We start from the raw sequence: 6267 nt of genomic DNA on the forward strand, positions 1-6267 counted from the left end.
CGGCTACCCGCAACCAAACATCAAAAAAGGCTACTTACGAAGAGTGCTTTTGTATCTGATGAAAAGTTCTTCTGAAACAATGACATGGCATCTTTCATGAAACCGTACACGGTTTGTAGAGTCCATCTCATCACACGCTATGCTTACTCCTCTACGACCAATGGCCGCTGTCGCCGCACCCGGTGATCCGCGTTAATATTTGTAATTATTTTGTCCATAGGGATTGGTAACTTGGCTGGATACCCCCATCCTGTCGCGCACAATCCACGAGGTGATTGATGCGCGCCAACTCGTCTGAACCACAAGACACCGTCACAGCAGAACATCCGATCACACCCACCCGTTTGCGTTGGCTGGATCTGATAAGCAAGTATCGGCAACCCATCGGGCTGGCGGTCACTCTGTTGCTGTTCGGCATCGCCTTGATCGCCTGCCGCCACCTGCTGCTGGAACTGGATCTCTACGCCCTCCACGACTCGATCCTGGAAGTGCCCAAACCCGCCCTGCTGGGAGCCTTTGCCGCTGCCGTTGCAGGATTCATTATTCTGCTGGGTTATGAGTTTTCCGGGGCGCGCTACGCCGGGGTGAAGTTGCCCGCCAAGACCCTGGCCCATGGCGGCTTCACCGCCTTTGCCATTGGCAATGCGATTGGCTTGTCGATGCTCTCCGGCGGTTCGGTGCGTTACCGTTTATATGCACGCCATGGCATCGGGGCTTCGGAAGTCGCCCATATGACCGTGTTCGCCAGCCTGGCCCTGGGTTGTGCCCTGCCGCCACTGGCTGCACTTGCGACGCTGAGCAACCTGCCGGCGGCGTCGACCTACTTGCATCTGTCGCAGGGTCTGCTCGGCGCGATTGCCGGCGCCGTGCTGCTGTTGTCGGCCGCGCTGTGCATCGGCATCTACCGCCGCCGCTTGCCGGAGCAACCTTACCCCGACAACCTGCTGGTCAAGGTCGGCCGTCGCACCCTGCGCCTGCCCGGCCGGCGCCTGACGTTCCTGCAGTTGGTGATCACTGCGCTGGATGTCGCCGCCGCCGCCACCGTCCTTTATCTGCTACTGCCGGAAGCGCCGCCCTTCGGCCCGTTCCTGCTGGTGTACCTGCTGGCGCTCGCCGCCGGGGTACTCAGCCATGTGCCGGGCGGTGTCGGGGTGTTCGAAGCGATCCTGCTCGCCGCGTTTGCAGACAAGCTTGGCGCAGCGCCACTGGCCGCCGCCCTGCTGCTGTATCGCATGATCTACGTGGTGTTGCCGCTGCTGATCGCGTGCGTATTCCTGCTGATCAACGAAGCGCAGCGGCTGTTCCAGACCCAGCAGAGCCTGCGCGTTGCCTCAGGCCTGGCGGCACCGGTGTTGGCCGTACTGGTTTTTTTGTCCGGCGTGGTCTTGCTGTTTTCCGGCGCCACGCCGGAGATCGACTCACGCCTGGAAAACATCGGCTTCCTGATTCCCCACCGCCTGATTGATGCCTCGCACTTTGGTGCCAGCCTGATCGGCGTGCTGTGTCTGTTGTTGGCCCAAGGCCTGCGTCGACGTCTGTCGGCGGCCTGGATGCTGACCATGGTGCTGCTGCTGGTGGGCGCCCTGCTTTCGCTGCTCAAGGGTTTCGACTGGGAAGAAGCCAGCCTGATGACCTTGACCGCAGTGCTGCTGGCGATCTTCCGCCGCTCGTTCTACCGCGCCAGCCGCCTGACCGAACTGCCGTTTTCGCCGCTGTACCTGGTGTCCAGCGTCTGTGTACTGGGTGCCTCGATCTGGCTGCTGCTGTTTGCCTATCAAGATGTGCCGTACAGCCATCAACTGTGGTGGCAGTTCACCCTCGACGCCAACGCCCCACGCGGCCTGCGCTCGTTGCTTGGGGCCGCCGTGCTGCTGGTCATCGTGTCGCTGACCTGGCTGCTGCGCACCGCACGCCCGGTGATCCACCTGCCGACCCCGGATGAACTGGAGCGCGCTTCCAAGATCCTGATGGCCTCGTCCCAGCCCGACGGCGGCCTGGCGCTGACCGGTGACAAGGCGCTGCTGTTTCACCCCAACGACGAAGCCTTCCTGATGTATGCCCGTCGCGGCCGCAGCCTGGTGGCCTTGTACGACCCGATCGGGCCGACCCAGCCACGGGCGGAGATGATCTGGCAGTTCCGCGACCTGTGTGACATCCACCACGCGCGCCCGGTGTTCTATCAGGTGCGGGCGGAAAACCTGCCGTACTACATGGACATCGGCCTGACCGCGATCAAGCTGGGCGAAGAAGCCCGCGTCGACCTGAAACGCTTTGACCTGGAAGCCAAGGGCAAGGAGATGAAGGATCTGCGCTACACCTGGAACCGTGGCACCCGGGACGGCCTGTCCCTGGAGATCCATGAACCGGGTACGGCGCCGATGGATGAATTAAAAGTCATCTCGGACGCCTGGCTGACGGGTAAGAATGTGCGCGAAAAGGGCTTTTCCCTGGGACGCTTCAGTGATGACTACCTCAAGCACTTTCGCATTGCGATCATTCGCTTCGAAGGACGCCCGGTAGCCTTCGCCAACCTGCTTGAGACTTACAATCACGACCTGGCCAGCCTCGACCTGATGCGCGCCCACCCGGAAGCGCCCAAGTTGACCATGGAATTCATGATGGTCGGCCTGATTCAGCACTATAAGAGTCACGGCTACGCCCGTTTCAGCCTCGGCATGGTGCCGTTGTCGGGGCTGCAACCGCGACGCGGCGCGCCACTGACCCAGCGCCTGGGTTCGATGGTGTTCCGGCGCGGTGAGCAACTGTATAACTTCCAAGGTTTGCGCCGCTTCAAAGACAAGTTCCAGCCCGACTGGGAACCCCGTTACATGGCCGTGCCCGCAGGACTTGATCCGCTGGTGGCACTGGCCGATACCGCCGCCCTGATCGCGGGCGGCTTGACTGGATTGGTGAAACGCTGATGATTCGACGCTCCTGGCGGTATGTATTGGCCTTTGTAATGCTGCTGGCCCTGGTCCTGGGTGGCGCCTTCTGGTACTTGAAACGCCCTGCCCCGCAGCCGACCCTGGAGCAGCTGCCCCAGGCCGACGGTTCGGTGATGACCCGCGTGACCCCGGCCGGCACACCGAAAGCCCGCGTAGCCGTGGCGGTGATGGCCGACGAAACCCTGACCGACAGCCAGTTGATCACCCTCAGCCAGGGTGGCAAGGCGCAGATCGTCCAAGTGATCCTGCCAAAGGATGACTGCAAGCTGCAGGAACAAGCGCTGCAAAGCGCCCTGGGCCAGCTCAAAGGCCCGGCGACCCTGGTCAGCGGCATCGGCCCTGGCGCGGCACTGGCCTGGCGCTGGCTGGCCACCCAGAACGACGACAAGGCCAATGCCATCTCCGTCGGCTTCGCTCTGGTGCAGGAGGGCTGCAAAGACCCGCTGCCGAAAACAGCCGCACACGGCAACTGGCTGGTAGCGTGGAACGATAACCCTGACGACGAAAGCGCCAGCTTCGTACGCGACACACCGCGCGCCACCACCAGCATCAGCGACTACGACATTCACTACCCGCAAGTGCTGAACAACGAATTGCGCAAGCACTGGTGGGTTCGGATAACGGCGGGCTGGCGATTCCCGTGGTGGAAGTCCCGGCGGGACAGGCCAAGGACACCGTGACCCTGTTCCTCTCCGGTGACGGCGGCTGGCGCGATCTGGACCGTGACGTCGCGGGCGAAATGGCCAAGATCGGCTACCCGGTGGTCGGCATCGACACGCTGCGCTACTACTGGCAGCACAAGACCCCGGAACAAAGCGCCAAAGACCTGACCGAACTGATGCAACACTACCGGCAGAAGTGGGGCACCAAGCGTTTCGTGCTGACCGGTTATTCGTTCGGCGCCGACGTGCTGCCGGCGATCTACAACCGCATGCCGGAAAACGAGCAGCAGCGCGTCGACGCGATCATCCTCCTGGCCTTCGCCCGCACCGGCAGCTTTGAGATCGAAGTGGAAGGCTGGCTGGGCAACGCCGGCAAAGAAGCCGCGACCGGCCCGGAAATGGCCAAGCTGCCGCCGGAGAAAGTGGTGTGCATCTATGGCGCCGAAGAAGTCGACGAGAGTGGCTGCACCGACAAGACCGCCGTAGGTGAGGCGCTGAAGCTGCCCGGTGGGCATCACTTCGATGAGAACTACCCGGCGCTGGCCCAGCGGTTGGTGGATATCATCGTCAAGCACCAGGCCAAGGCCGAGTAATTCCAGGCCTATGCAAAACCAAATGTGGGAGGGGGCTTGCCCCCGATGACGGTGGGTCAGCTAGAGGTAAGCTGACTGAAACACCGCTATCGGGGGCAAGCCCCCTCCCACAGTTGTTTGTGGTGTCAGTGAGATTCAGCGCGGTTCGATATGCGCGATCATCAATTGCACGGTTTCATTCCCACGAAACTCGTTCACGTCCAGCTTGTAGGCCAGTTCCACCCAGCGCACGGTCGGGTTCGGCCAGACCTCACGGTCCACCCCAAAGGCAATGCCATCGAGCTTCACTGAGCCACATTCGCTCTTGAGCACCACCTTCAGGTGCCGCTCACCCACCACCCGCTGTTCTACCAACTGGAACACACCGTGAAACAACGGCTCGGGAAAGTGTTGCCCCCACGGCCCGGCATGCCGCAGGGCGCGGGCCAGTTCCAGGTGGAACTCCTCGACCGCCAGGGTGCCGTCGGACAGCAAGCGACCGGTGAGGTCTTCTTCACGCAATTGCCGACGTACTTCGGCATCAAAGGCTTCGGCAAACAGTGGGAAATTCGCCTCGGGCAACGTCAGACCCGCCGCCATTGCGTGGCCGCCGTATTTGGCGATCAGGGTGGGATGCTGGCTGGCGACCACCGCCAGGGCATCACGGATGTGAAAACCCGGCACAGAGCGCCCAGAGCCCTTGAGCAGGCCATCGCCGGCGTCGGCGAAGGCGATGGTCGGGCGGAAATAGCGCTCTTTCATGCGCGACGCCAGAATGCCGATCACGCCTTGGTGCCATTCCGGGTCGAACAGGCACAGGCCATAGGGCATCGACTCCACGGGCAAGTCCTTAAGCTGGGCCAGGGCCTCGCGCTGCATGCCTTGCTCGATGGATTTACGGTCCTGGTTCATGCCGTCCAGTTGCGCCGCCATTTCCCGCGCCGCCGCGAAATCCGTGGTGAGCAGGCATTCGATGCCCAGGCTCATGTCGTCCAGGCGTCCGGCAGCGTTGAGCCGTGGCCCGAGAATGAAGCCCAGGTCGGTGGAGGTAATGCGCGCCGCATCACGCTTGGCCACTTCGAGGATCGCCTTGATCCCCGGCCGTGCGCGCCCGGCGCGGATACGCTCCAGGCCCTGATGCACCAGAATGCGGTTGTTGGCGTCCAGCGGCACCACGTCGGCGACGCTGCCAAGGGCGACCAGATCAAGCAGGTCGCCGATATTCGGTTGTGGTTTATTTGCGTACCAGCCCATATCGCGCAGGCGTGCGCGCAGGGCCATCAGCACATAGAAAATCACGCCCACACCGGCCAACGCCTTGCTCGGGAATTCACAGCCCGGCTGGTTAGGGTTGACGATGGCGTCTGCCGCCGGCAACTCGTCACCGGGCAAGTGGTGGTCAGTGACCAACACCTGCAACCCCGCCGCCTTCGCCGCCGCCACACCTTCGACGCTGGAGATGCCGTTGTCCACGGTAATCAGCAACTGCGGCTCGCGCTGCAAGGCCACGGCGACGATTTCCGGGGTCAGGCCGTAGCCGTATTCGAAGCGGTTGGGCACCAGGTAATCGACATGGGCCGCACCAAGCAAACGCAGGCCCAAGGTGCCCACGGTGCTGGCAGTGGCGCCATCGGCGTCGAAGTCGCCAACGATCAGGATGCGCTGGCGCTGCTCCAGGGCCGTCACCAGCAGATCAACCGCCGCGTCGATACCCTTGAGCTGCTGATAGGGAATCAACCGCGCCAGGCCTTTATCCAGCTCGGCCTCCGATTGCACTCCACGCGCGGCGTAGAGACGGGTCAACAGCGGCGGCAGATCGCCGAGGAATGGCAGGACGGCTGGCAACGGGCGAGGATCGATACGCATACGGGGGTGATGACTTCTCTACGGATACAACGGTTAAACGACAATTCTTCAAACAACACAAATCACTGCGGGAGGGAGCAAGTCGAATCGTCGCACCGCCCCTCCCACATTTTTGATCTCATATATCAGATAGATCTCAGCCTGCTGTAGATCTGCTGTAGATCTGCTTTTGCTCTGGCTCTTACATCCTTTCGCTGACGAAGTCAGCGCTCTTTTGATCTG

2 protein-coding genes and 1 pseudogene are annotated in these 6267 nt (G+C 62.1%); 2 read left to right on the plus strand and 1 reads right to left on the minus strand.

The features are described from left to right. The first annotated feature begins 278 nt into the window (after positions 1–278). Together mprF and IQK56_RS28835 are read left to right on the plus strand one after the other, a co-directional pair. A complete protein-coding gene (mprF, locus tag IQK56_RS28830; RefSeq protein ID WP_193901917.1) occupies positions 279–2921 on the plus strand; it encodes a bifunctional lysylphosphatidylglycerol flippase/synthetase MprF in 2643 nt (880 codons plus the stop codon). Then, positions 2921–4200 (plus strand): annotated as a pseudogene (locus IQK56_RS28835) (virulence factor family protein). Before mprF ends, IQK56_RS28835 begins: the two are co-directional and overlap by 1 nt. Before the next feature lie 135 nt (positions 4201–4335). Here the strand turns inward: IQK56_RS28835 and recJ are convergent. Then, positions 4336–6045 carry a single-stranded-DNA-specific exonuclease RecJ gene (gene recJ / locus IQK56_RS28840; protein ID WP_122310197.1) on the minus strand — a complete coding sequence of 570 codons (1710 nt, stop codon included), beginning with the start codon at positions 6043–6045 and terminating at the stop codon, positions 4336–4338. Between the last annotated feature and the right edge of the window lie 222 nt (positions 6046–6267).

The sequence above is a fragment of the Pseudomonas cyclaminis genome (assembly GCF_015163715.1).
In the GTDB taxonomy this organism is placed as follows: Bacteria; Pseudomonadota; Gammaproteobacteria; order Pseudomonadales; family Pseudomonadaceae; genus Aquipseudomonas; species Aquipseudomonas cyclaminis.

Coding starts and splice junctions, on each gene's coding strand:
- mprF (WP_193901917.1), top strand. CDS start 279: ATGCGCGCCAACTCGTCTGAACCACAAGACACCGTCACAGCAGAACAT.
- recJ (WP_122310197.1), bottom strand. CDS start 6,045: ATGCGTATCGATCCTCGCCCGTTGCCAGCCGTCCTGCCATTCCTCGGC.